The organism is Micromonospora sp. NPDC047740, from assembly GCF_043204735.1.
Taxonomy (GTDB): domain Bacteria; phylum Actinomycetota; class Actinomycetes; order Mycobacteriales; family Micromonosporaceae; genus Micromonospora.
This window is the reverse complement of sequence record NZ_JBIDCT010000025.1, coordinates 1-22,687: the sequence shown is the minus strand read 5'-3', so window position 1 is coordinate 22,687 and position 22,687 is coordinate 1. Positions and strand designations below refer to the sequence as shown.

Here is a 22,687-nt window from a genome sequence, read left to right as displayed (position 1 = left end):
TACCATCGGCGCGAGGGCGCGCCGCCGGGTCGCGTCCGGCCACGGGGGTGGGCATGCGGGATCTCCGGTACGAGATGACGGCCGCGCTGGCCGGCGCGGGCCTGGTTGACGCCGCGCACCGGGAACGGGTCGCGGACCTCTGCGCCGGCGTCGCCGAGCGGTACTGCGCCGAGCTCGGGCACACGCCGGCTGTCCGCTCCGGCGAGATCGCCGAGCTGGCGCAGGGCGAACCGGCCGCGGACTGGGCGCCCACCCCTGCCGACGCCGCCGAACGGGCCTGGTGAGCGCCGCCACGGGAGGCGGCATGCCGCGGCGTCTCGGGCGACGAACGCGACCTGCGGCACATCGAGTGGATCAGGTTGCGCTCAGGCCTCCACTTCGGAGCGGTTCCCGGCCCACAGGGTGTGGAACGTGCCGTCCCGGTCCACCCGGTGGTAGGTGTGCGCGCCGAAGTTGTCCCGTAGCCCCTGGATCAGCGCCGCCGGCAGCCGTTCCGCGCGCAGGGCGTCGAACCAGGCCAGCGACGACGAGAAGGCCGGGGTCGGCACGCCCGCCCGGGCCGCGTCGGCCACCACCCGCCGCCAGGCCGGGATCCCGGCGCTGACCCGGTCGGCGAACCACGGCGCCACCAGCAGCGTCGGCAGCTCCGGCTGCCCGTCGTACGCCTCCCGGATCCGGTCCAGGAAGCGGGCCCGGATGATGCAGCCGCCCCGCCAGATGGTCGCGGTGCCGCCCAGGTCGATGGCCCAGTCGTACTCCCGGCTGCCGGCCCGGATGTGGTCGAAGCCCTGCGCGTACGCGACGATCTTGCTGGCCAGCAGCGCGCGCCGGACGTCCTCGACGAAGGTCTCCCCGTCGTCGACCGACCATTTCGCGCCCGCGTCGGGGAACGCCCGGCGGGCGGCGGTCCGCTGGTCGGCGTGGCCGGACAGCGACCGGGCGAAGGTGGCCTCGGCGATGCCGGTGATCGGGACGCCGAGGTCGAGCGCGCTCTGCACGGTCCACCGCCCGGTGCCCTTCTGCTCGGCCTGGTCGAGCACCACGTCGACGAAGGCTCGGCCGGTCGCCGCGTCGGTGTGCGCCAGCACGTCGGCGGTGATCTCGATGAGGAACGACTCCAGCTCGCCCGTGTTCCACTCGCGGAAGATCTCCGCGATCTCCGCCGGGCTCGCCGACAGGCCCGCCCGCAGCAGGTCGTACGCCTCGGCGATGAGCTGCATGTCGGCGTACTCGATGCCGTTGTGGACCATCTTGACGAAGTGGCCGGCGCCGTCCGGGCCGATGTGCCGGCAGCACGGGGTGCCGTCCACGTGCGCGGAGATCTTCTCGAAGATCGGGCCGAGCTTCCGGTAGGACTCGGCCGAGCCGCCCGGCATGATGCTCGGGCCGTGCAGCGCGCCCTCCTCGCCGCCGGAGACGCCGGTGCCGACGAAGTGCAGCCCGTGCCCGCGCAACGCCTCCTCCCGCCGGCGGGTGTCGGCGAAGTGGGCGTTGCCGCAGTCGACGACGATGTCCCCCGCCTCGAGCAGGGGCACCAGCTCGTCGATCACCGCGTCGGTCGGCGCGCCCGCCTTCACCATGACGATCACCGCGCGGGGGCGTTCCAGCGAGGCGACGAAGTCGGCCAGCGACTCCGCCGGCACGAACCGGCCCTCGTCGCCGTGCTCGGCGACCAGGCTGCGGGTGCGCTGCGGCGAGCGGTTGTGCAGCGCCACGGTGAAGCCGTTGCGGGCCAGGTTCCGGGCCAGGTTGCGGCCCATCACCGCCAGGCCGGTCACGCCGATCTGCGCCGTCGCCTGCTCTGCCATGCGTACCGCCACCTCTCGTCGGGCTGCCCGTCCTGCGACGGTATCGCGGTCGATGCGAGCGCGGGCGGGGACGCCGACGGCGGGTGAGGGCCCGGTCGCGGTCCGGCCTCAGCCCTCCGCGAGGCGGGCCTCCACGTGGGCGACCTTCGCGGCCATCGCGTCGGTCGCCCGACTCTGCCGAGGGCGGGCAGGACGGTCGGTGCCGCCGAGCGTGCCAGTAAATCGGGTGCGCGGGGCGGCGGCGGTCGGTTAGCCTGCCGTCATGCGTAACTGACGCCCTTCTTCCGAGCCCTGGTCCGCCGCCGTTCGCGCCGCGGATCCGTCCCGCTCCGGGCGTCCGCATCCGCACCGCCGTCGTCGTGGTGGCTTTCCTGTCGGACCTGCCGGGGCTTGCCCGCTCGCCGCGCCCACCGGGCGCCCCGACAGTCAGGAGGCAGCGTATGCCCGCCAAGCGCAGTCCGAAGAAATCCCGTAAGCCCGCGTCGACGCCGTCCCTGGTGGACGTCACCCCGCCGGACCTCGACGCGCTGACGGTGGCGTCCCCGGCGCCGGTGACCCTGTCGGGCCGGGCCGACACCCCGCCGGCACCGAAGGCCGGCCCGCCGGTCGGCCGGGAGCCCCGCGTCGCCGGGCGCAGCCAACGCGCCGGCCAGACCCGGTTCTACGCCTTCCGGCGGAGCTGAGGCCCGGGCGGGCCACATGTCACCGCCACCTCGCCGATGTTGCGGTGTCCCGGCTGCCCGGATGCCGCGAGTTCGCCGAAACGGCGGTGACAAACGGCCCGCACCGGCCGGTCCGGGGCGGGGCGGCACGAGCCGCCCCGCCCCGCTCCCGCGGCTCAGGCAGCAGCGGTCGCCGGGGTCGCCGTCCCGGTCGGCACCTCCGCGGCACGTGACCGCTCGACGCCGAGGGCCAGGCCGACGAAGCCGGCCACCATCAGCACGCTCACCGCCACCTTGACCGGGACCCCGGTGCCGACCAGGTCCAGCACCTGTCCGGCGGTGAGGACCAGCGGCACCCAGAGCGCCACCAGCCGGGCGCGCCAGGCGCCGAAGGCGAGCACCAGGAGGCCGATCAGCCAGCCGAGCAGCCACACCGCGAACGACGCCATCACGAACGGGTCCCCGTCGATGGCGGTGGTCACCGGCCGAGCGGCGTCGGCGTCGACGCCGCCGCCGGCCAGAGCCCCGAAGAAGGCGTTGTACTGCCACAGGTGGACGGTGGAGAAGTAGAGCCCGAGAAGGCTCGCCGCGCCGCCGACGGTGGCCACCACCGGCTTGCGTCGGCCCAGCGTAGCGGCCAGCCCGAGCATCGCCGGCAGCAGCAGCAGGTGGGCCAGGGCGAAGAGGACGGTCTCCACCCGCCAGGCGCCCAGGTGCCCGGCGGCCACCGTGACGTTGTCGGCGGTGTCGGCCACGTCGTCAGGGAACATCACCCAGTAGAAGGCGTTCGCGGCGCCGTACATTACGCCGCCGGTGAGCAGAGCGCCCGCCGTGAGCCGCCGGCTCCGCCGCCGCCCGGTGCTGTCGTCCATCAGTGTCTCCTTCCGAAGTCGTGGCAGGGACGTTAGGAGCAGCACCGGGGCCGGGTCGTCGGCGCGGAAGTTGATCCGCGGGTGGAGCTCCGGCCGCCCTCGCTACACCCGTGGGTGGACGCGGAAGGGCGGCCGCCGTCGCTACCCTTCCGGCATGTCAGCCACCCCCGTCGTCCGGGCCCGGTGGCGCGAGGTGGCCACCTCGCTCGCCGGTGCCGCGTTGCTCGCGTTCGGCCTGGCCGAGCTCTACGTCCCGCTGGCGGGCTACGTGGAGGGGGAGGGTCCGGACCTCGCCGCGCTCTCCGCCGGTTGGCTCGCCGTCCTGACCGTGCTGCTGGTTGGCTACTGCCTCGCGGTGGCCGGCTGCACGGCGTATCCCCGGGCGGCGGCCGTCCTCGCCGGCGCCTGCTTCACCGCGCAGAGCTTCACGCCGGTCCTGCCGGAGTGGCCGGTGGTGCCACTGCTGGCGCTGCTCGCCGCGGCCTTCGGCTGTGTCGCCGTAGGCGGCCAGGCTGCCTTCACGGTCGCCGCGGTCAGCTATTTTCTCCCGCTCGGGATCGAGAACGCGGTGGCTGGCGACTCCGACTGGGTGTTCATCCTGTTCGTCGGGCTCGCCGTGCTCGGCCCCGGTTACGCCGTGCGGATGCGGCGGGCGCAGGCGGCCCGGCTGGTGGCGCTGGCCGCCGAGCGGGAGGCCGCCGCCCGGACGGACGAGCGGCTGCGGGTGGCCCGGGAACTGCACGACATCGTCTCGCACGGGGTCTCGGTGATGGTGCTGCAGGCCGCCGCGGCGCAGGCCGTGCTCGACTCGGACGCGGCGCAGGCCCGCACGTCCCTTGACGCCGTGCAGGACGTCGGGCGTGAGGTGGTCACCGAGCTGCGCCGGCTGCTCATCATCCTCCGCGGCGCCGAGCCGGCCCCGGAGGCGCTGCCCTCGCTACGCCGGCTCGAACCGTTGACCGCCGGGGTAAGCCTCGCCGGCGGGCAGGTCGACGTGGATGTCACGGGCGACCTCGAGATGATCCCGGCCGCCGCCGATGTCAGCGGGTACCGGATCCTCCAGGAGGCGCTGACCAACGCCGCCCGGCACGCGGCGGGCGCGGCGGTCCGCGTCTCGATCGAGGTGACCGGCGACGCCCTCCGGCTGCAGGTGACCGACGACGGCACCGGCGGGGCCCGGCGGAGCGCCGGCACCGGGCACGGCCTGACCGGCATCCGCGAGCGGGTGGAGCTGTTCGGCGGCACGGTGACCGCCGGCCCGCGCCCGCAGGGCGGCTTCGACGTACGCGTCGAGCTGCCCTTCGACGCCGAGGCGTCGGTCGGCACGCTCGCCCCGACGGGAGTCACCGTATGACCCGGGTTCTCATCGCCGACGATGAGGCGTTGGTGCGGGGCGGCCTCCGGCTGATCCTCACCGCGCAGCCCGATCTCGAGGTCGTCGCCGATGCGGCCGACGGTGAGGAAGCCGTGCAGCTCGCGAACCGGTTCGCACCCGACGTGGTGCTGATGGACATCCACATGGCGCCCATGGACGGGATCGCCGCGACCGAGCGGATCCTGGCCGCGCGTGGCGAGACCCGGATTATCATGCTGACCACCTTCGATCTTGACGAGTACGTGTACCGGGCGCTGCGCGCCGGCGCCTCCGGCTTCATGCTCAAGACCACTCCGCCCCGGGAACTGGCCGAGGCGGTGCGGACCGCGGCCCGCGGCGACGCCCTGCTCTCCCCGTCGATCACCCGGCGCCTGATCGACCACTACACCGCGACGGCGTCGGTGGCCGGCCACCCGGGCCTGGCGGAGCTGACCGCCCGGGAGACCGAGGTGTTGCGGATGATGGCTCTCGGCCTGTCCAACCAGGAGATCGCCGGCCAGCTCTTCGTCGGCGAGGCGACCGTGAAGACGCATGTGAACCGCATCTTCGCCAAGCTCGGAGTGCGGGACCGGGTGCAGGCGGTCGTGCTGGCGTACCAGAGCGGCGTGGCGCAGCTCCGGCGGTAGCGGACGTGGTCAGCCGATCAGGGGGCGGAACGTGCCGAGCGCGACGCTGACCGCCAGCGCCGCGCCGGCCAGCACCGCCGCGCCGGCGACGAGCAGCCCGTCCGCCCGGGTGAAGCGCTGCCGCCGGGCGACCGTACGCGGGATGCCGGCGTCGAAGCCGCGGGCGTCCATCGCGACCGCCAGTCGGGTGCCCCGGCGGATCGCCCCGACCAGCAGGGCGAACGCCGTCGACACGAAGAGCCGCACCTTGGCGACCGGGTTGCGGCCGGCGTCCACGCCGCGGGCCCGCCGGGCCATGCTGATCATCCGCCACTCCTGTTCGAGCAGCGGTACCAGCCGGAACGCGGCCAGCGCGCCGATGGCGAACCGGGCCGGGGCCTTCGCGTTCTGGATCAACGCGTCGGCCAGGTCGGTGGGGTCGGTGGTGGCGAAGACGAGGATCCCGGGCAGCGCCACCGCGAGCATCCGCAGGACCAGGCCGAGCGCGGTGAGCAGCACCCCTTCGGTCACCAGGATCGGACCGGCCCCGACCAGCACCCGGCCGGACCGGTCGGCGGCGAAGAGCACCAGGGTGACCAGGATGCCGCCGGCGCTGGCCAGCAGCGGCCAGCCCCGCCGGGCCAGCATCCGGTAGCGGATGCCGAACAGCGGCAGCACCACCAGCTCGATCGCGATGGCGATCGCCGGGGCCACCGGGTCCAGGGTGGCGATGAGGACCAACGAGAAGACCAGCGCGGCGGCCAGCTTCGCCACCGGGTTGCGGCGGGCCAGCGGCGCGCCGGGCCGGGCCACGGGCTCCACGCTGATCATGCGCGCTCCCCGGTGCGGGTCGGGACGGTGGCGGTCACTAGGCGGTCCAGGGCGACGGTGCGGTCGGCGAGCGCGGCGACGAAGTCCGGGTCGTGGGTGACCGCGACGATGCCGTGCCCGGCGTCGCGCAGCTCGGCGAAGAGGTCGACCAGTTCCGACCAGGTCCGCCGGTCCTGGCCGAAGGTGGGCTCGTCGCAGATCAGCAGGCGCGGCGCGGTGGCCAGGGCGGTCGCCACGCTCAGCCGCCGCGCCTCCCCACCGGACAGGGTGTACGGGTTGGCCCCGGCGAGCCGGGCGAGCCGCAGCCGGTCCAGCAGCCCGTCCACGGTGGCCCGTACCGCCGCCTCGGGCTCGCCGGTCCGGCGCGGGCCGAGCGCCAGTTCGTCGTAGACGGTGCCGGTGACGAACTGGTGTTCCGGGTCCTGGAAGACCGAGCCGATCCGCCGGGCCAGCAGGGGCGCCCGCCAGCGGTGCGGGGGAGTGCCGGCGTCCCGCCCGGCCAGGGCGGTGGTGGCGGTGGCCGTACCGGTGCCGGGGCGGAGCAGGCCGCCGAGGAGCAGGGCCAGGGTGGACTTGCCGGCGCCGTTCGGGCCGAGGACGGCGAGCGCCTCGCCGGCGCGTACCTCGAGGTCGACGGGGGCCAGCCGGGGCGGCAGGCCGAGCCGGTCGGCGGTGAGCAACCGGTCGCCCGGCGGCGCGGTGGCGTGCCGGGGCGGCACGGTGCGACCCGGCACCCAGACTCCGGCGGCGGCGAGCGTATCGCCGTGCGCGGCGAAGATCGTGTCGGGCGGCCCGTCGGCCCGCACCCCGCCGCCGGCCTCCAGCACCACCACCCGGTCGACCAGCGGCAGCGCCTCGGCGACCCGGTGCTCGACCAGGATCAGCGTGGTGTCCGCGTCGAGCGCGTCCGCGACGGCCTGCCGGACCAGCGCGGCGCCGGCCGGGTCGAGGTTGGCGGTGGGCTCGTCGAGCAGCAGCAGCCCGGGCCGCAGGGCGAGCACCCCGGCGAGGGCGAGCCGCTGCTGCTCGCCGCCGGAGAGCGCCGCGGTGGGCCGGTCCCGGTGGTAGGGGAAGCCGACCCGGCGCAGTGCCGCGTCCACCCGGGGCCAGATCTCCTCGGCGGGTACGCCCCGGTTCTCCAGCCCGAACGCGACGTCGTCGCCGCAGCGGGCCATCACCAGCTGGGTCTCCGGGTCCTGGAAGACGATGCCGACCCGTTCCCGGGCTTTGCGCGGGTCGAGCCCGTCGATCTCGACGGTGCCTTCCTGCTCGCCGGAGTCCTCGGGCAGCAGCCCGGCGAGCGCCGCCAGCAGGGTGCTCTTGCCCGCTCCGGACGCCCCCAGCAGCAGCACCCGCTCCCCGCGCTCGACGCGCAGGTCCACCCCACGGACGGCCCACCCCTTCCGCCCGGCGTGCCGCCACCCGAACCCCCGCAGCACCACCCCACTCACACCCACACCCCTCCCACCCGTCCCCGCCCCGCCCCAACCCGGCCCGCCCCGTCGATCATGAGGTTGGCGGCGGTTTCAGAGATCCACATCGCCGTCAACCTCATGATCAACATCATCGGATCGGGCGGTCAGACGGCGGCGCGTTCGCGGCCGGCGGGGAAGCGGTCGAGGACGCCGGTGTTCGCCAGGGCGCGGGTCAGCGCGACGCCGCCGAGGCCGGCCACGACCAGTGCGCTGACGGCGGTGATGAGGATGTACGGCAGCCGGAAGCTGCCCCACGCGGTGTCCGGGTACCAGACGAAGACGTCGTAGATCGCGGCGGCGAGGCCGGCCAGGGTGGCGGCCAGCAGCGAGACCGGGAGCCGGTAGGTGCGGTAACCGAAGAGCGCGAAGGCCAGTTCGCCCGCCGCCGCCTCCAGCGGGCCCTGCACCACCAGGGTCCAGCCCCAACTGCTGCCGAGCGCGACCGACACCAGCGCGGCGAAGGTCAGCGTGAAGAACGCGGCGCCGGGCTTGCGGACGATCAGCGCGCCGAGCACGGCCGGCACCAGCCACACGCCGTACAGCGCCGCCCGGCCGGGCAGCGGGATGGCGTCCGCCGGCCCGTTCCAGAGCAGGCCCCACGCCCAGAAGATGACGCCGAACGCCACCCCGAGCACCGAGGCGATGACGATGTCGATGGTGCGCCACCGGTTGGTGGTGGGTTGAGTCATGGTTGCTCCCAGTTCGTCGAGGGTGAACCAGGAGAAGACGCACGCCGCGTCCGGATGCCCGGACGGCGGCGCGGCTGGAGGTCGACCGAACTCCCTGCGCTGGCATTACCCAGATCAGGTTCGAGGGTCTGCGGGCACCGGCCCGCACTCTCAGCGCTGTGCGCTCCCCTGTCGGATGTGAAGTTGTCTGCGGCAGACGCTAGCACCGGTGCCCGCCGCCGGCACAGCAGGGCGAGCGGTGCCGGTCCGGCTGGGTAGGCTGCCGATCATGCGGGTCGAGGCGCGAGGTCTGACGTTCGAGGTACGCACCGGCGGTCCCGAGGACGGCGATCCGATCCTGCTGCTGCACGGCTTCCCGCAGCACGGCGGCGAGTGGGACGAGGTGGTGCCCCTGCTGCACGCGGCCGGGCTGCGCACGTACGCGCTCGACCAGCGGGGCTACTCGCCGGGTGCCCGGCCGGCGGCGGTCGAGGCGTACCGGATCCCGGAGTTGGTGGCGGACGCGGCGGAGGTGCTCGACGCGCTCGGCGTCGAGGCCGCGCACGTGGTCGGGCACGACTGGGGCGCGATCGTGGCCTGGAGCCTGGCGGCGGTGCACCCGGAGCGGGTCCGCAGCCTCACCGCGGTCTCGGTGCCGCATCCGGCGGCGCTGGCCCACGCGCTCGCCACCGACCCGGGGCAGAAGGCCCGCTCCGCCTACATCACGCTGTTCCGCAAGCCCGGCAAGGCGGAGCGGGTGCTGCTCGCCCTCAACGCCGTCGCGCTGCGGCGGATGCTCGGCGGGGTGGGCGACCCCGCGCAGGTGGCCCGCTACGCCGACCCGATGTGCGAGCCGGGCGCGCTGACCGCCGCGCTGAACTGGTACCGGGCGATGACCGGGGCGGACCTGAAGGCCGTCGGACCGGTCAGCGTGCCGACCACCTTCGTCTGGAGCGACCGGGACATCGCGATCGGCCGCACCGCCGCCGCGGCCTGCGCACCCCATGTGACCGGCGACTACCGCTTCGTCGAGCTGCCCGGCGTCACGCACTGGATCCCGGACGAGGCGCCCGCCCCGCTGGCCGCCGCGATCCTCGCCCGGGTGGGCCGATGATCGCCGGTGCCGCACCGGCCCGGCCGCACACCCGCGCGTCGCTCGCCGCCCAGTTCCGCGCCCTCGGCGTACGCCCCGGCGGGACCGTCCTGGTGCACGCGTCCCTGCGCCCGCTGGGCTTCCTCTGCGGCGGCCCGGAAGCGGTGGTGCTCGCCCTGCGCGACGTGCTCGGCCCGGCCGGGACCCTCGTGGTGCCCACCCACACGCCGGACAACAGCGACCCCGCGGGCTGGACCAACCCGCCGGTGCCGGCCGACTGGTGGCCGGTGATTCGGGACGAGCTGCCCGGCTTCGACCCGGCGGTCACGCCGAGCCGGTTCATGGGCGCCCTCGCCGAGCTGGTCCGCACCTGGCCCGGCGCGCGGCGCAGCGACCACCCGCATGTCTCGTTCGCCGCGCTGGGGCCGGCGGCCGACCGGGTCGTCGCCGACCACGCCCTCGCCGACATGCTCGGCGAGGGCTCCCCGCTGGCCCGCCTCTACGAGCTGGACGCCGACGTGCTGCTGCTCGGGGTGGAGCACGACAGCAACACCTCGCTGCACCTGGCCGAGTACCGGCAGCCGGCGCCGCCCCGGCAGCGCTGCGGCGCGGCCGTGCTGACCGGCGACGGCGGCCGGGCGTGGGTGTGGTGGGACGACATCCGCCTGGACGACGACGGCTTCGCCCGGCTCGGCACCGAGCTGGCGGCCACCGGAGCGGTACGGCTCGGGCCGGTCGGCGACGGGACGGGCCGGTTGATGAGGCAGCGGGTGGCGGTCGACTTCGCGGTGGACTGGCTGGCCCGGAACCGAGGGACGGAGGAATCATGACGGTGAGCGCCGAGGCGTACCTGGCGGTGGTGACCGAGACGATCGGCCGGGTGGCCGCCGGCCAGCGGGACGGGGTGGCGCGCGGCGCCGACCTGATCGCCGAGTCGCTGCGCGCCGACGGGGTGGTCCACGCGTTCGGCACCGGCCACTCGGAGGCGCTGGCGATGGAGATCGCCGGCCGGGCCGGTGGGCTGGTCCCCACCAACCGGATCGCCCTGCGCGACCTGGTCCTGTACGGGGGCGAGCCGGCCGACGTGCTCGGCCCGAAGCTGGAACGCGAGCCCGAGGTGGCGCACCGCCTCTACGAGCTGGCCCCGATCCGCCCGCAGGACGTCTTCGTGCTCGCCTCCAACTCCGGCGTGAACGGCGCGATGGTGGAGTTCGCGTCCATCGTCAAGGAACGCGGGCACGCCCTGATCGCGATCACCTCGGCGGCGCACTCCGCCCGGATGACCTCGCGCCACCCGTCCGGGCGCAAGCTCGCCGACTTCGCCGACGTGGTGCTCGACAACGGCGCCCCGTACGGCGACGCCACCCTGCCGCTGCCCGGCGGCGGTGCGGTCGGTGCGGTCTCCTCCATCACGGCCGCGCTGCTGGCGCAGCAGCTCGTGGCGGAGGTGGTGGCCCGGCTGCTGGCGGCGGGGGAGCGGCCCCCGGTCTACCTGTCGGCGAACATCACCGGCGGCGACGAGCACAACGCCGAGCTGGAGGCCCGGTACGCGGGCCGCATCCGCCGGGGGGCGTGAGTCCCGAAGTCGTGAACGATGGCGGCAAGGTGAACCGGTTTCGCGACGGTGCGGACCGGGCACCGGCGGTACTGCCGACGGACGCTTCCGCCGGCAGTACCGTCATCCCTGGAGGTAGCGCGTGTCCAAGGAAACCGAGAAGCAGCGGTGGCAGCGCAACTTCGCCGACCTGCTCCAGGAGCTGCGGGTGGCGCAGACCGGCGTGCAGATCCTCTTCGCCTTCCTGCTCACCCTGCCGTTCAGCAGCGGTTTCACCCGGACCACCAATTTCCAGAAGGACACCTACATCGTCGCTCTGCTGGCCGCCGCCGCAGCTACCGCGATGATCATCTCGCCGGTCGCCTTCCACCGGGCATTGTTCCGGCAGGGCCGCAAGCCGGAGCTGGTTCGGTTTGCCCACCGGGTGGCCATCGGCGGCCTGGCCTTCATGCTGATCTCGATGGTCAGTGCGGTCCTGCTGATCACCGACTTCGTGCTGGGCCGGTTGGCGGCCCTGGTGCTGACCGGGATCACCGGGGCGTGGTTCCTGACCTTCTGGTTGGTCCTGCCGCTCGCCGCCCGGCGCAACTGGGGCGACGACATCGACGACGAGGACGACAACCCGCGGGTGCTGCCCGGCGACTGACCGCGCCGATTCCGCCAAATCGGACGTGCACCGAAGGCTACCCCTGGGTAACAACCGGGGGTAGCGTCGTTTTCGTCGCGCACGTCGACGCAGCCGGACCGAGGTCTCCAGGAGGCAGCCGTGACCACGACACAGAACAGCCGACCCGATCCCGCCGGGCACGGCGGCCCGACCGGCCGGGTGGCCCCGATCGACGACGCCGATCCGCCGGCCGCCGCGGGCGACCGGGTGGACGGGGTGGGGCCGCTGCCCACCGAGGCCGGCCAGGTCTCCGAGAAGGAGGCCCGCCAGGTGGCGGAGGCGGCCCGCGAAGCGGCCTGGGACCGGCCCAGCTTCGGCAAGGAACTCTTCCTCGGCCGGTTCCGCCTCGACCTGATCAGTCCGTGGCCGCGCGCGAAGCCGGAGGACGTGGCGCGGGCCGAGGAGTTCCTCGGCGCGTTCGGGGCGTACCTGGACGCCGAGGTGGACGGTGCGGCGATCGAGCGGGACGCGCGCATCCCGGACGAGGTGTTCCACGGGCTGGCCCGGCTGGGCGCCTTCGGCATGAAGATCGACCGGAAGTACGGCGGCCTCGGGCTGAGCAATCTGCACTACTGCCGGGCGCTGATGCGGGCCGGCTCGGTCAACCCGGCGATCAGCGCGCTGCTCTCCGCGCACCAGTCGATCGGCGTGCCGCAGCCGCTGAAGATGTTCGGCACCCCCGAGCAGAAGCAGCGCTTCCTGCCCCGGCTGGCCGCCGGTGAGGTGTCCGCGTTCCTGCTCACCGAGCCGGACGTCGGCTCCGACCCGGCGCGGCTGGCGACCACCGCCGAGCCGACCGAGGACGGCACGGGTTACCGGCTCAACGGGGTCAAGCTGTGGGCCACCAACGGCACGGTCGCCACCCTGCTGGTGGTGATGGCCCGGGTGCCGGCGGCCGAGGGTCGGCGCGGCGGCATCACCGCCTTCGTGGTGGAGGGCGACAGCGAGGGCATCACGGTCGAGCGGCGCAACGCCTTCGTGGGCCTGCGCGGCTTGGAGAACAGCCTCACCCGGTTCCACGACGTGTTCGTGCCGAAGGAGAACGTGATCGGCGGCGAGGGCAAGGGCCTGAAGATCGCCCTGACCACGCTGAACACCGGGCGGCTGTCGCTGCCGGCCATGTGCGTCGGCGCCGGCAAGTGGTCGCTGAACGTGGCCCGGGAGTGGGCCGCCGACCGGGTCCAGTGGGGCCGGCCGGTCGGCGAGCACGAGGCGGTGGCCAAGAAGCTGGCCTTCATCGCCGCCACCACGTACGGCATGGAGAGCATGCTCAACCTCTGCTGCCTGCTCGCCGACGACGACCGCAACGACATCCGGATCGAGGCGGCGCTGGTGAAGCTCTACGCCAGCGAGATGGCCTGGAAGATCGCCGACGAGCTGATCCAGATCCGGGGTGGTCGCGGCTACGAGACGGCCGAGTCCCTGGCCGCCCGGGGTGAACGGCCGGCCGCGGTCGAGCAGATGCTGCGCGACCTGCGGATCAACCGGATCTTCGAGGGCTCCACCGAGATCATGCACCTGCTGATCGCCCGCGAGGCGGTCGACGCGCACCTCTCGGTGGCCGGCGACATCATCGACCCCGACGCCGGGCTGGGCCGCAAGGCGAAGGCGGGTGCCCGGGCCGGCGTCTTCTACGCGAAGTGGCTGCCCACCCTCGCCGTCGGCCGGGGCCAGGCACCCCGGGCGTACGCCGAGTTCGGCCCGCTCGCCGGCCACCTGCGACACGTCGAGCGCGCCTCCCGCAAGCTGGCCCGCGCCACCTTCTACGCGATGTCCCGCTGGCAGGGGAAGATGGAGCGCAAGCAGGCGTTCCTCGGCCGGGTGGTGGACATCGGCGCGGAGCTGTTCGCGATGGCCGCGGTCTGCGTACGGGCCACCGCCGAGCGGGCGGAGCACCCGGAGCACGTCGAGCTGGCCGACCTGTTCTGCCGGCAGGCCCGGCTGCGCGTCGACGAGCTGTTCACCGGGCTGTGGTCCAACACCGACTCGGTTGACGTGGCGGCCGCGAAGCGGATCCTCGCCGGCCGGTACGCCGCCTTGGAGGAGGGCGTCGTGACCCCGCCGGCCGACCGGCCCTGGGTGGCCCGCTGGCAGCCCGGCCCCTCCACCGCCGAGGACGTCCGCCGCCGCATCCCGCCGATGGGGTGAGTTCGGTCGCGGGGCGGTGAATTCGGCAGACGGATGTTCGTGCCGAGCACCTCCGCACATGGCGCTAACCGGGTCGAGCGATATGCCTCTGGGGCACAGATATGACTCAGAGGCATACCGCTTTCTGGATATCTGTGGCTGGGGCCAGCCGGCGGCCGCCGGCCGACAGCTGGACCCGGGTCAGCGGGAGGTAGCCGGCTCAGCTGGCGGCGATCGCCCAGGCCAGCACGCCGGCCAGGATGAGCCCGTTCAACGCGGCCAGCACCAGGTACGCGGCCGGCGGGATCTTGCGGCCCTTGCGGACGTAGCTCACCAGGACGCCCGCGTACGCCAGCAGCAGCACGGCGACGGCGATCAGGAAGTACAGCACCGCAACACCCTACCGGCCGGCCCGCAGGCCGAGTCTGCGCAGCTCCAGTGCGGCGAGCGCGTCGACGGTAGCGTCGTCGCCGCGGCGCCACGCCTCGGCCGCGTCCGGCGCGATCCGGGCCAGCCGACCGAGCGGCTGGCCGGCGAGCGCGCGCAGTGCCAGCAGGTCGCGGCCGGCGGGGGCGGTGGCGAGCGCCTGCGCCACGCCGGCCCGGCGCATCCAGCGCACCCGCAGCGGCAGCCAGCCGAAGAGCACGAGCCCGAGCGGGAAGACCAGCACCGCGATGCTCAGTCCGAGGGCCAGCTGGCCGACCAGTTCCTGCTGGTCGCGGCCGGCCTCGGCGACCGCGCGGGCGGCCTCGGCGGCCTTGGTGAACGGTGCGGTCAGCTCGTCGCCGACCAGCGGGACCCGACCCACCTTGCCGCCGGCGTCGGCCAGGTTGTCGGCGAGGCCTCCGCCGGCCCCCTCCAGCTTCTGTCCGGGTACGGCCAGCTTCTCGATCAGGTCGTGCAGCCACAGCGCGAAGCGGATCGCCGCGTACACCCAGACGACCACGAGCAGATCGGTGAGGAGCTGGCGGAGGAGGGTCGGAAAACGGTCGGCGTAGATCTTCACGCCGGACAGCGTGCCACGGCCCGGCGCCGCCGGCACGACGGCTCCAGGTCGCAGCGCGGCGACAGACAGGCCGAGGCGGAGTTGTCGCACGACGGCTCCAGGTCGCGGCGCGGCTACAGACGCGCCGAGCTGGAGTTGTCGCAGGCGAGAATTCTCAGCCGGCGCAGGCCGGGCAGGTGCCGAAGATCTCCAGGGTGTGGCTGACCTCGGCGTACCCGTGCTCGGCGGCGACCCGCTCCGCCCAGCGCTCCACCGCCGGCCCGGCCACCTCCACGGTCCGGCCGCAGGCCCGGCAGACCAGGTGGTGGTGATGGCCCTCGCTGCACCGGCGATAGAGGTGCTCGCCGCCGGGCGGGCGCATCACGTCGATCTCCCCGGCGTCGGCGAGCCCCTGCAACGTCCGGTAGACCGTGGTGAGGCCGACCCGCTCGCCCCGCTCGCGCAGCATCGCGTACAGGTCCTGCGCGCTGTGGAAGCCCGCCACCTCGGCCAGCAGCGCGCTCACCGCGGTCCGCTGGCGGGTGTTTCTCAGCGCCCCTTCGGTCATGCCGCCACCCGGTGGTCGGCGTGGGCGCTGGTGGTCCGCGCGGTCATGCCGGCCCCTCCCCGGCGTGGCTGACCGCGTCCGCCACGATGTGCGCGACGTGCTCGTCCACCAGGGCGTACGCGATCTCCCGGCCGCGCCGGGAGCCGCGGACCACCCCGGCACCGCGCAGCACCCGCAGATGCTGGGAGACCAGCGGCTGCGGGGCGCCGAGCTTCTCCACCAGCTCGTGCACGCAGCGCTCACCCTGGGCCAGCTCGCTCACGATCGCCAGCCGGATGGGTGCCGACAGCGCGCGCAGCAGGTCACCCGCGCCCTCGAAGGCGTCGTATCCGTGCGTGGTGGTCACCCCGTAACGGTAACCAATCCCAGCTGGAACGGCCCGGAGGGGCTCACCGCAGCACCACCTCGTGCTCGTGCGGCTCGACGGCCGGCGCGCCGGCCGGCCGGGCCCGCCGGCGCAGCGCTCGCCAGCCGGCCGCGACGAGCGCGACCACCAGGAACGAGCCGATGGCCAGCAGCACCACCGAGGCGCCGGGCGCGGTGTCGGCGGTGGCGGCCACCCAGACCCCGGCCCCGGCCGCGAAGAGCCCCAGCGCCATCGCCGCCGTCATGGTGCTCCGGAACCCCCGCGTCACCTGCTGGGCGGTGGCCACCGGCACCACCATCAGGGCGCTGATCAGCAGCACCCCGACGGCCCGCATGGCGATGGTCACGGTCACCGCGGTGGTCACCGCGAGCAGCAGGTTGAGCGCCCGGACCGGTAGGCCGGAGACCCGGGCGTACTCCTCGTCGTGGCAGACCGCGAAGAGCACCGGGCGCAGCGCCAGCATGGCCACCAGGATCGCCACGCCGAGCACCAGGATGGTGATCAGGTCGCCCGGCGACGTCGTGGTCAGCGACCCGAAGAGGTACGAGTTCAGCGACGCGCTGCTGGCGTCGGAGAGCCCGACCAGCAGCACGCCGCCGGCGATGCCGCCGTAGAAGAGCAGTGCCAGGGCCAGGTCCCCGGAGGTACGGCCGCGTGCGCGGACCAGCTCGATGGCGATCGCGCCCAACGTCGCCGTGATCACCGCCACCAGCACGGGGGAGCGGTTGAGCAGCAGCCCGGCACCCACGCCGGTGAGCGCGACGTGGCCGATGCCGTCGCCGATCAGCGCCAGCCGCCGCTGCACCAGGTAGATCCCGAGCGCCGGGGCGGCCAGCCCGATGACCAGCGCGCCGACCAGGGCGCGCAGCATGAAGTCGTACTGGAAGAGGTCCATGTCACATGCTCCACAGCCCGGCGGGCTCCTCGTCGCAGTGCGGGTGCACGTGCTCGTGGTCGGGGTCCGCGTGGTGGCCGGCCGGTTCCGGCACCGCGCCGTCGTGGGCGATCCCGCCCTCGTGGACCACGACCGCCCGGCTGATCAGCGGGCGCAGCGGCCCCAGCTCGTGGGCGACCAGGAGCACCGTGCCGCCGCCGTCGACGAAACCGCGCAGCGCCCCGGCGAACGCCTCCTGGCTGGTCGCGTCCACCCCGGCGGTCGGCTCGTCGAGCACCAGCAGCTCCGGCCGGCCGGCGAGCGCTCGGGCGATCAGGGTGCGCTGCTGCTGGCCGCCGGAGAGGGTGGCGACCGGGTCACCCGCCCGGTCGGCGAGCCCGACCGCGCGCAGCGCCGCGGCGACCGCCTCCCGGTCGGCCCGTCCCGGTGGGCGCAGCAGGCCCCGGCGGGCGAGTCGGCCCGACGCGACCACCTCGGCCACCGTGGCCGGTACGCCGCTGCCCGCGCCGAGCCGCTGCGGGACGTACCCGATGCGGTGCCACTGCCGGAAGCGGCGCTGCGGAGTGCCGAAGAGGGTGACCGACCCGGCGCTCAGCGGGACGAGGCCGAGCACGGCGCGGATCAGGGTCGACTTGCCGGAGCCGTTGGCGCCGAGCACGGCGACCACCTCACCGGCGGCCAGGGCCAGCGAGACGTCCCGCAGCACGGGGCGGCCGTCGTAGCCGACAGCGGCATGCTCGACCTGGACGACGCTCATGCCGTCACCTCGCTTCGCTCGGCGCCGTCATGAGGCTTACCGGCGCTGTGCTGATGATTCGCTCGCTCATGAACAGTCCAAGGCGGTGCGCAGGGTCTGGAGGTTGGCCCGCATGGCGGAGAGGTAGTCGCCCTCGGCCGGCGGGCCCTCGATCGGGTCGAGCACGGCGGTCTTCGCGCCGACCTCGCGGGCGACCGTCTCGGCCACCTTCGGGCTGACCAGCGTCTCGAAGAAGATGGTGGTGGCCCCGTGCTCCCGGGCCTCCCGCGCCACCTCGGCGAGCCGCTGCGGGGCGGGCTCGGCGTCCGGGGTGAGGCCGGTGATGCCGACCTGCTCCAGGTCGTAGCGGGCGGTCAGGTAGCCGAACGCGGTGTGGCTGGTCACGATCTCCCGGCGCGGGCAGGTCCGCAGGCCCGCGGCGTAGTCGGCGTCGAGCTTCTCCAGCGTGGCGCGCAGGGTCTTCGCCCGGGCGGTGAACTCGGCGGCCCGACCCGGGTCGGCCTTGCCGAGCCGCTCGGCCAGCCGGTCGCCGATGGTGGCCAGCCGGGTCGGGTCGAGCCACACGTGCGGGTCCTTGCCGCCGCTCTCCTCGGCGTGACCGGACTCGCCCTCGTGCTGGTGACCGCCGTCGGCCGCGTCGCGCAGCGGCTGCACGGTGGCCACGTCGAACGCCCGGTCACCGCCGTTCTGCTGGACCGCCTCGTCGACGGCCGGCTGGAACCCGGCGAGGAAGACGACCAGCTCCGCGTCGCTGACCTGGCCGACCTGGCGGGGGTTGAGCTCCAGGTCGTGCGGCTCGGCGCCGGGCTTGGTCAGGTTGGTGACCTTGACCGCGTCCCCGCCGATCTGCTCGGCGAGGAACTGGAGGGGGTAGAAGGCGGCCACCACGTCGACCCGCTCCGGGTCGCTCCCACCGCCACCGCCCTCCGAGCAGGCGGCGACGCCAAGGGTGAGCAGGGCTGCGGTGGCTGCGGCGAGGGCGCGTGGGGCGGAGCGGACGGTCATGTGACCAACTGTCCGCGATAACGAAATTGATTGTCAAAAACGCATGATTGCATGTCAGAGCAGCTTGGCCAGGGCGACCGCGAGCAGCAGCGTCAGCATCAGGAGCCGCAGCACCCGGGTGCCCGGGTTCTGCACCGGCCAGGTGACGCTCATCAGCCAGACCAGCCCCGCGGCCAGGGCGAGCAGCAGGACGCCGCCGACCGCGCCGGGCGTGAACAGGGCGACCAGCACCAGGACCAGCGTGGCCAGGAACACGGCGGTCGGGTTGAGCCGGGCGGGAAGGGGACGCTGCGTACGCTGCATGGCACAGACTCTACGAGGAGGACCCGGGTGCTGGTCACCAACCGGTTCGTGGTCGACGCCGATGTCGCGGCCGAGTTCACCGAGCGGGCGCACGCCGCGCTCGCCGCGCTCGCCGCCCGCCCCGGCTACCTGCGGGGGGAACTGTTGCGGGCGCTGGACGACCCGACGTACTGGTGCCTGGTCACCGAGTGGGAGTCGGTCGGGGCGTACCGGCGGGCGCTGGGCGGCTTCGACGTCAAGGTCACCGCCGTGCCGCTGCTGGCCCAGTCCGTCGACGAGCCCTCGGCGTACGAGACGCTGGCCAGCGCCGCGCCCGCGGGCGAGATCGTCGTCGTCGCCAGTGATCGGGCCGCAGGTCCTTACCGCTGAGGCCGGGGGCACTACCCTCTGGCGTATGACCGCTCCCGGACCGGCCGCCCCACCCCCGCATCCCGTGCCGTCCGGCGCGCCGCCGGTATCGGGCCCGCCAGCCGAGCCCGGCGTCCCCGCGCCGCCGGCCGGCCCCGGGGTCGCCCCGCCGTTCGCCGCCCCGCCCACCGAGGGGGGCCGGGCCCGGCTCTGGCTCGGTCTCGGCGTCGGCGCGCTCGCCGTGCTGCTCTGCTGCGGTGGGGGCGGCGCCGCCATCGTCGGGCTCGCGGTCAGTAACCTGCAGGCCGTCCAGGAGCAGGGCCGCGCGGTGACCGACAACTACTACCGGGCGCTGGTGCGGAAGGACTGGTCCAAGGCGTACGACCAGCTCTGCGACGACGCCCACCGGCGGGAGTCCCGGTCGGAGTTCGAGCAGCGGGCGGCCACCGAGCCGCAGATCTCCGGCTACCGGGTGGGCCAGGTCGACGCCCAGACGCTGACCGTGCCGGTGGATGTGACCCTGGCCGGCGGCAAGCGGGAGGCCCAGACGGTGACGCTGGCGACGGACCAGCAGACGGGTGCCGTGGAGGTGTGCGGGGTGAGCTGACCGGCCCCGGCTGGGCTCGGCGGCTCCGGTGGTCGTACCGTTGTCCGGGACCGTCCGGTTCAATCCACTCACCCCCGCCGACCGCCAGCCGGCGTAGGAGGAAACATGCCAGCCGACCGTATCGACGCCGTCGTCAGCCTCGCCAAGCGCCGGGGCTTCGTCTTCCCCTCCAGTGAGATCTATGGAGGCACCCGATCGGCGTGGGACTACGGGCCGCTCGGCGTGGAGCTCAAGGAGAACGTCCGCCGGCAGTGGTGGCGGACCATGGTCCAGCAGCGCGACGACGTCGTGGGCCTGGACTCGGCGGTCATCCTGGCCCGCCAGGTCTGGGAGGCATCCGGCCACATCGCCGAGTTCGTCGACCCGCTGACCGAGTGCCAGTCCTGCCACAAGCGGTTCCGCGCCGACCACCTGGAAGAGGCGTTCGAGGCCAAGCACGGCCGGCCGCCGACGTCGCTGTCGGAGATCAACTGCCCGAACTGCGGCAACAAGGGCACCTTCACCGAGCCGAAGATGTTCAACGGCCTGATGAAGACCTACCTGGGCCCGGTGGAGAGCGAGGAGGGCCTGCACTACCTGCGCCCGGAGACCGCCCAGGGCATCTTCGTCAACTACAAGAACGTGGAAACGGTCGCCCGCAAGAAGCCGCCGTTCGGCATCGCGCAGACCGGCAAGTCGTTCCGCAACGAGATCACCCCCGGCAACTTCATCTTCCGGACCCGCGAGTTCGAGCAGATGGAGATGGAGTTCTTCGTCGAGCCGGGCACCGACGAGCAGTGGCACGAGTACTGGCTCCAGGAGCGCTGGAACTGGTACCTCGACCTCGGCCTGTCGGAGCAGAACCTGCGCTTCTACGAGCACCCCAAGGAGAAGCTCTCCCACTACTCGAAGCGCACCGTCGACATCGAGTACCGGTTCCAGTTCGGCGGCAGCGAGTTCGCCGAGTTGGAGGGCATCGCCAACCGCACCGACTTCGACCTGTCGACGCACAGCAAGCACTCCGGCGTCGACCTGTCGTACTTCGACCAGAGCAAGGGTGAGCGCTGGATCCCGTACGTGATCGAGCCGGCCGCCGGCCTGACCCGTGCCGTGCTCGCCTTCCTGCTCGAGGCGTACGACGAGGACGAGGCCCCGAACACCAAGGGCGGCGTGGACAAGCGCACCGTGATGCGCTTCGACCCGCGGCTGTCCCCGGTCAAGGTGGCGGTGCTCCCGCTGTCCCGCAACGAGGCGCTCTCGCCGAAGGCCCGGGGCCTCGCCGCGGACCTGCGCAAGCGCTGGGTGGTCGAGTTCGACGACTCGCAGGCGATCGGCCGCCGGTACCGCCGCCAGGACGAGATCGGCACGCCGTTCTGCGTCACGGTCGACTTCGACACCCTTGAGGACAACGCGGTGACCGTCCGGAACCGGGACACCATGGCCCAGGAGCGCATCTCGCTGGACCAGGTCGAGCGCTACCTGATCGAGCGCCTGCCCGGCTGCTGAGCTGGTCACGGGGCCCCGGCCGCGCCGGTCGGGGCCCCGTACACTTGTCCGGTGACCGCCCCGACCCTGCCCGCGCTGCGCCCGTTGACCCTCGGGCCGCACCAGGTGTGGCCGCCGGTGGTGCTCGCGCCGATGGCCGGGATCACCAACGTCGGCTTCCGCCGGCTGTGCCGGGAGCAGGGCGGCGGCATCTACGTCTGCGAGATGATCACCACCCGGGCGTTGGTGGAGCGCAACCCGAAGACGCTGCGGATGATCGCCTTCGGCGCCGAGGAACAGCCGCGCAGCCTCCAGCTCTACGGCACCGACCCGGAGATCACCGCCGCCGCCGTGCGGATCGTGGTCGAGCAGGGCCTCGCCGACCACATCGACCTCAACTTCGGCTGCCCGGTCCCCAAGGTGACCCGGCGGGGCGGCGGGTCCGCCCTACCGTGGCGGCGCCGGCTCTTCGCCCGGCTGGTCAAGGCCGCGGTGGATGCCGCGGCACCCGCCGGGGTGCCGGTCACCGTCAAGATGCGCAAGGGCATCGACGACGACCACCTGACGTACGTCGAGGCGGGGCTCGCCGCGCAGGACGCCGGCGTCGCCGCAGTCGCCCTGCACGGGCGTACGGCCGCGCAACGCTACTCGGGCACCGCCGACTGGGATGCCATCGCCACCCTGAAACAGGCGCTCGACGTGCCGGTGCTCGGCAACGGCGACATCTGGGAGGCCGACGACGCGCTGCGGATGGTCGCCCACACCGGGGTGGACGGCGTGGTGATCGGGCGCGGCTGCCTGGGCCGGCCGTGGCTCTTCGCCGACCTGGAGGCCGCCTTCAACGGCCGGTCCGACCGGCGGCTGCCGACCCTCGGCGAGGTGGCGGTGACCATGCGACGGCACGCCGAGCTGCTGGTCGACCAGTTCGTGGCCGGCGCCCGCAACCCCGCCCGGGGTGAGCGGGACGGCTGCACCGACTTCCGCAAGCACGTCGCCTGGTACCTCAAGGGCTTCCCGATCGGCAGTGAGCTGCGCCGGTCCCTCGCGATGATCGACAGCCTGGCCCAGCTCGACGACCTGCTCGGCAAGCTCGACCCGGCCGTGCCGTTCCCGGTGGAGGCCCTCGGTCAGCCGCGTGGCCGGACCAACTCCCCGGGCAAGGTCTTCCTGCCGGACGGTTGGCTGGCCAGCCGGGACGACGACACCCCGCCAGACGGCGCCGAGCTGGACGACTCAGGCGGCTGACCGAATCGGTCCGTCCGGGGCCTGGCGCCCCTCGCGGGCGAGCTTCAGATCCCAGCGCGGCAGCGGTGTGCCGACGAAGAACGGCCGGCCCCTGGATGGAGGCCGGCCGTTCTGTGGTCGGTTGCGGGTACGGCGAAGGCCGGCCCCGTGTGGGGGCCGGCCCTCCGTGGTTCCTGCTGTCACCTGGTGTGTCAGGAGGCCGAGTAGCCGCGGGTGGCGATCCAGTCGGCGAGGTTGTCGACGCTGATCCGGTAGGAGGCGGTGTTCGGGTTGGCGGAGTCGGCGATGGTGACGGTCTTGCCGTTGTCGCGGTAGCCGACGACGCTGATGTAGTGGCCGCCTTCGAAGGAGTGGGTGTTGCCGTCGGTGTCGGTGGTGGTGCCGGCGATGTTGGCGACCACGGCG

General features: G+C 73.8%; 27 protein-coding genes and 1 riboswitch. Of the genes, 13 read left to right on the top strand and 14 right to left on the bottom strand.

Annotation, left to right across the window (positions count from 1 at the left end; translation table 11 throughout):
• Positions 1–53 precede the first annotated feature (53 nt).
• Positions 54–284 (top strand): thioredoxin reductase, encoded by a 231-nt coding sequence (locus ACGF4F_RS32740; protein ID WP_073839394.1) that lies wholly within the window; start codon positions 54–56, stop codon positions 282–284.
• A gap of 81 nt (positions 285–365) precedes the next feature.
• On the opposite strand, the gene gndA is transcribed toward ACGF4F_RS32740, so the two are convergent.
• On the bottom strand, positions 366–1,808 hold the full coding sequence (gene gndA / locus ACGF4F_RS32735) for an NADP-dependent phosphogluconate dehydrogenase (protein WP_393083678.1): 1,443 nt from the start codon (positions 1,806–1,808) through the stop codon (positions 366–368).
• Between the two features lie 440 nt (positions 1,809–2,248).
• Between gndA and ACGF4F_RS32730 the strand changes: the two genes are divergently transcribed.
• Complete coding sequence (locus tag ACGF4F_RS32730; protein WP_393083675.1) at positions 2,249–2,491, top strand: hypothetical protein; 243 nt, start codon at positions 2,249–2,251, stop codon at positions 2,489–2,491.
• A 155-nt stretch (positions 2,492–2,646) separates the two neighbouring features.
• Here the strand turns inward: ACGF4F_RS32730 and ACGF4F_RS32725 are convergent, their stop codons facing one another.
• Positions 2,647–3,342, bottom strand: a complete 696-nt coding sequence (locus ACGF4F_RS32725) for a hypothetical protein (RefSeq protein WP_393083672.1) — start codon at positions 3,340–3,342, stop codon at positions 2,647–2,649.
• 154 nt (positions 3,343–3,496) lie between these two features.
• Here ACGF4F_RS32725 and ACGF4F_RS32720 point away from each other — a divergent pair, with 154 nt between their 5' ends.
• Both ACGF4F_RS32720 and ACGF4F_RS32715 read left to right on the top strand, forming a co-directional pair.
• The gene (locus ACGF4F_RS32720) at positions 3,497–4,696 is read left to right on the top strand and encodes a sensor histidine kinase (RefSeq protein WP_393083669.1); all 1,200 of its coding nucleotides are present in this window, start codon (positions 3,497–3,499) and stop codon (positions 4,694–4,696) included.
• Positions 4,693–5,343, top strand: coding sequence for a response regulator transcription factor (locus ACGF4F_RS32715; RefSeq protein ID WP_357443886.1), 651 nt, complete (start codon positions 4,693–4,695; stop codon positions 5,341–5,343). The genes ACGF4F_RS32720 and ACGF4F_RS32715 overlap by 4 nt, the downstream gene beginning before the upstream one ends.
• Before the next feature lie 9 nt (positions 5,344–5,352).
• On the opposite strand, the gene ACGF4F_RS32710 is transcribed toward ACGF4F_RS32715, so the two are convergent.
• The 3 genes from ACGF4F_RS32710 to ACGF4F_RS32700 form a co-directional block, all read right to left on the bottom strand.
• Positions 5,353–6,153 (bottom strand): energy-coupling factor transporter transmembrane component T family protein, encoded by an 801-nt coding sequence (locus ACGF4F_RS32710; protein WP_393083665.1) that lies wholly within the window; start codon positions 6,151–6,153, stop codon positions 5,353–5,355.
• Positions 6,150–7,604: an ABC transporter ATP-binding protein gene (locus ACGF4F_RS32705; protein WP_393083662.1), complete on the bottom strand. Its 1,455-nt coding sequence runs from the start codon at positions 7,602–7,604 to the stop codon at positions 6,150–6,152. The genes ACGF4F_RS32710 and ACGF4F_RS32705 overlap by 4 nt, the downstream gene beginning before the upstream one ends.
• Before the next feature lie 128 nt (positions 7,605–7,732).
• Positions 7,733–8,317 carry an ECF transporter S component gene (locus ACGF4F_RS32700; RefSeq protein ID WP_357443880.1) on the bottom strand — a complete coding sequence of 195 codons (585 nt, stop codon included), beginning with the start codon at positions 8,315–8,317 and terminating at the stop codon, positions 7,733–7,735.
• Positions 8,318–8,390: 73 nt separating this feature from the next.
• Positions 8,391–8,497, bottom strand: a riboswitch (TPP riboswitch).
• Positions 8,498–8,585: 88 nt separating this feature from the next.
• Between ACGF4F_RS32700 and ACGF4F_RS32695 the strand changes: the two genes are divergently transcribed.
• The 5 genes from ACGF4F_RS32695 (at position 8,586) to ACGF4F_RS32675 (ending at position 13,759) form a co-directional block, all read left to right on the top strand.
• Complete coding sequence (locus tag ACGF4F_RS32695) at positions 8,586–9,410, top strand: alpha/beta hydrolase (RefSeq protein ID WP_357443878.1); 825 nt, start codon at positions 8,586–8,588, stop codon at positions 9,408–9,410.
• The gene (locus ACGF4F_RS32690) at positions 9,407–10,219 is read left to right on the top strand and encodes an aminoglycoside N(3)-acetyltransferase (RefSeq protein ID WP_393083658.1); all 813 of its coding nucleotides are present in this window, start codon (positions 9,407–9,409) and stop codon (positions 10,217–10,219) included. Before ACGF4F_RS32695 ends, ACGF4F_RS32690 begins: the two co-directional genes overlap by 4 nt.
• Complete coding sequence (locus tag ACGF4F_RS32685) at positions 10,216–10,965, top strand: SIS domain-containing protein (protein WP_357443874.1); 750 nt, start codon at positions 10,216–10,218, stop codon at positions 10,963–10,965. The genes ACGF4F_RS32690 and ACGF4F_RS32685 overlap by 4 nt, the downstream gene beginning before the upstream one ends.
• A gap of 121 nt (positions 10,966–11,086) precedes the next feature.
• On the top strand, positions 11,087–11,590 hold the full coding sequence (locus ACGF4F_RS32680; RefSeq protein ID WP_357443872.1) for a DUF6328 family protein: 504 nt from the start codon (positions 11,087–11,089) through the stop codon (positions 11,588–11,590).
• Between the two features lie 180 nt (positions 11,591–11,770).
• Positions 11,771–13,759, top strand: a complete 1,989-nt coding sequence (locus ACGF4F_RS32675) for an acyl-CoA dehydrogenase family protein (RefSeq protein WP_393083833.1) — start codon at positions 11,771–11,773, stop codon at positions 13,757–13,759.
• Between the two features lie 199 nt (positions 13,760–13,958).
• Here the strand turns inward: ACGF4F_RS32675 and ACGF4F_RS32670 are convergent, their stop codons facing one another.
• The 8 genes from ACGF4F_RS32670 to ACGF4F_RS32635 all read right to left on the bottom strand — a co-directional run bounded on the left by ACGF4F_RS32670 (position 13,959) and on the right by ACGF4F_RS32635 (position 18,618).
• Positions 13,959–14,129, bottom strand: a complete 171-nt coding sequence (locus ACGF4F_RS32670; protein ID WP_357443870.1) for a hypothetical protein — start codon at positions 14,127–14,129, stop codon at positions 13,959–13,961.
• 9 nt (positions 14,130–14,138) lie between these two features.
• On the bottom strand, positions 14,139–14,834 hold the full coding sequence (locus ACGF4F_RS32665; protein ID WP_393083653.1) for a hypothetical protein: 696 nt from the start codon (positions 14,832–14,834) through the stop codon (positions 14,139–14,141).
• Positions 14,835–14,898: 64 nt separating this feature from the next.
• Entirely contained in the window at positions 14,899–15,291 is a 393-nt protein-coding gene (locus ACGF4F_RS32660) for a Fur family transcriptional regulator (protein WP_393083650.1), read from the bottom strand.
• Positions 15,292–15,334: 43 nt separating this feature from the next.
• Entirely contained in the window at positions 15,335–15,637 is a 303-nt protein-coding gene (locus ACGF4F_RS32655) for a metalloregulator ArsR/SmtB family transcription factor (protein ID WP_073839383.1), read from the bottom strand.
• Positions 15,638–15,680: 43 nt separating this feature from the next.
• A complete protein-coding gene (locus ACGF4F_RS32650; protein WP_387272632.1) occupies positions 15,681–16,553 on the bottom strand; it encodes a metal ABC transporter permease in 873 nt (290 codons plus the stop codon).
• A 1-nt stretch (position 16,554) separates the two neighbouring features.
• Complete coding sequence (locus tag ACGF4F_RS32645; protein WP_357443863.1) at positions 16,555–17,310, bottom strand: metal ABC transporter ATP-binding protein; 756 nt, start codon at positions 17,308–17,310, stop codon at positions 16,555–16,557.
• Positions 17,311–17,376: 66 nt separating this feature from the next.
• Positions 17,377–18,315, bottom strand: coding sequence for a metal ABC transporter substrate-binding protein (locus ACGF4F_RS32640; protein WP_393083645.1), 939 nt, complete (start codon positions 18,313–18,315; stop codon positions 17,377–17,379).
• Between the two features lie 54 nt (positions 18,316–18,369).
• Positions 18,370–18,618, bottom strand: a complete 249-nt coding sequence (locus ACGF4F_RS32635) for a DUF6703 family protein (RefSeq protein ID WP_393083642.1) — start codon at positions 18,616–18,618, stop codon at positions 18,370–18,372.
• A gap of 27 nt (positions 18,619–18,645) precedes the next feature.
• Between ACGF4F_RS32635 and ACGF4F_RS32630 the strand changes: the two genes are divergently transcribed.
• From ACGF4F_RS32630 to dusB, 4 genes are all read left to right on the top strand, one after another.
• Positions 18,646–18,987: an antibiotic biosynthesis monooxygenase family protein gene (locus ACGF4F_RS32630; RefSeq protein WP_393083639.1), complete on the top strand. Its 342-nt coding sequence runs from the start codon at positions 18,646–18,648 to the stop codon at positions 18,985–18,987.
• Between the two features lie 25 nt (positions 18,988–19,012).
• Positions 19,013–19,573 (top strand): hypothetical protein, encoded by a 561-nt coding sequence (locus ACGF4F_RS32625; RefSeq protein WP_393083636.1) that lies wholly within the window; start codon positions 19,013–19,015, stop codon positions 19,571–19,573.
• Between the two features lie 105 nt (positions 19,574–19,678).
• The gene (locus ACGF4F_RS32620) at positions 19,679–21,058 is read left to right on the top strand and encodes a glycine--tRNA ligase (RefSeq protein ID WP_357443855.1); all 1,380 of its coding nucleotides are present in this window, start codon (positions 19,679–19,681) and stop codon (positions 21,056–21,058) included.
• 51 nt (positions 21,059–21,109) lie between these two features.
• Positions 21,110–22,282 (top strand): tRNA dihydrouridine synthase DusB, encoded by a 1,173-nt coding sequence (gene dusB / locus ACGF4F_RS32615; protein ID WP_393083633.1) that lies wholly within the window; start codon positions 21,110–21,112, stop codon positions 22,280–22,282.
• A 191-nt stretch (positions 22,283–22,473) separates the two neighbouring features.
• On the opposite strand, the gene ACGF4F_RS32610 is transcribed toward dusB, so the two are convergent.
• A partial coding sequence (locus ACGF4F_RS32610; RefSeq protein ID WP_393083630.1) for a C39 family peptidase occupies positions 22,474–22,687 on the bottom strand: 214 nt, incomplete at its 5' end.